1 protein-coding gene is annotated in these 1,518 nt (G+C 51.1%); it reads left to right on the forward strand.

Going from position 1 to position 1,518, the window contains the following annotated elements; all coding sequences use genetic code 11:
- Positions 1-1,488: YodL domain-containing protein (locus GPK94_RS15795; protein WP_215656261.1), on the forward strand; the 1,488-nt coding region annotated here is incomplete at its 5' end.
- Positions 1,489-1,518: the final 30 nt, after the last annotated feature.

Here is a 1,518-nt window from a genome sequence, read left to right on the forward strand (position 1 = left end):
GAATACCACGATAACCTGTCTTTGGAGGAGGCGGTCCGCATCTATCAGGAAATTCCGGCAGAGCGAATGAACGGGATCAAGGGCATTGGCTTTGAGCTGAAAGATGGAAGCGACTATGAAGGACCTTTTCCGATTTTGACCGGGCAGACCATTGACCTGGACACCATTCAGGCAATCGACTATTACCGTGATAATCCTCTGGTGCAAAAAGCGGTAAAGGAACTGGCTGCGGCCATGCCGGAAATGGAGGTGCTGGGAGCGGACGCCAACCAGCAGGAGGCTTTGTTTCTGATCGACGATGCCACTTATCTTCATATCCAGCCCTGTGACAGTGGCTGGGACTATACCCTTTACGATGCCGCATCCATGAAAGAGCTGGATGGCGGTCAGCTGGATATGCCGGAGCTTTCCCGCAAAAATGCAGTTCTCCAGATTTGTGATGACAACAATCTGGACAGCACTTCGCTCAGACACGCTCCTATGTCCATGATTGAGACCTTGCAGGAAGCGGCCTATCAGCAAATGCAGGCAGAGACCAGTCAGATGACTGCTTCTTCCCAGCTGCCGGAAGCGCAGGAGCAGGCACTGGATGAATACCCCATGCCGGATGAGCAGGTATCCACACCGGATATGCAGGAATATGGCTACTCCTATGATGGGATGCTCCCTGTTACCAGAGAACGGGCGCTGGAACTGGACGCCGCCGGTTTGACCGTCTATGTGCTGCATGAGGACAATACGGAGAGCATGGTGTTTGATCCGCAGGAAATCATGGATCATGGCGGTCTTTTCGGTGTGGACCATGAGGAATGGGAGAAAAGCCCTCAGTTCCACGAAAAGGTCATGGAGCGTCAGGAACATCAGCAGGAACGCGAACAGGCATTTCTCTCTCAGAACAGAGATTGCTTTGCCATCTATCAGATAAGTAGTGACGATTCGCAGAATGTGCGCTTTATGAATCTGGATTGGTTAAAGTCCCATGACATTTCCATAGACCGCAGCAATTATGACCTCATTTACACAGCTCCTCTGAGGGAGTCTGGCACTGTGCCGGAGCATCTGGAAAAACTCTATCAGCAATTCAATCTGGAAAAGCCCGTGGACTTTCACAGTCCCTCCATGAGCGTCAGCGACATCGTTGCAATCAGACAGGACGGTAAGGTATCCTGTCATTACTGTGACAGCGTTGGTTTTACCCAGATCCTCGGATTCCTGCCAGAAAACCCGCTGAAAAATGCGGAAATGATGCTGGAGGACGATTACGGCATGATCGACGGTATCATCAACAATGGCGCAAAAGAACCTACGGTGGCAGAGCTGGAACAGCAGGCCCGAAGCGGTCAGCCCATTTCCCTGATGGACTTGGCTGATGCCGTTCATCGGAAGGAACGGGAAAAGAAAAAGTCCGTCATGGAGCAGCTGAAAGGCCAGCCCAAGGCAGAACACAAAAAGACAGCACCCAAAAAGAGTGCGGAAAGGGAGATTTGATATGGGAAACTTTACTTTTGAGGAAATGAA

Source organism: Pseudoflavonifractor sp. MCC625 (assembly GCF_018784545.1).
GTDB lineage: Bacteria > Bacillota > Clostridia > Oscillospirales > Oscillospiraceae > Pseudoflavonifractor_A > Pseudoflavonifractor_A gallinarum.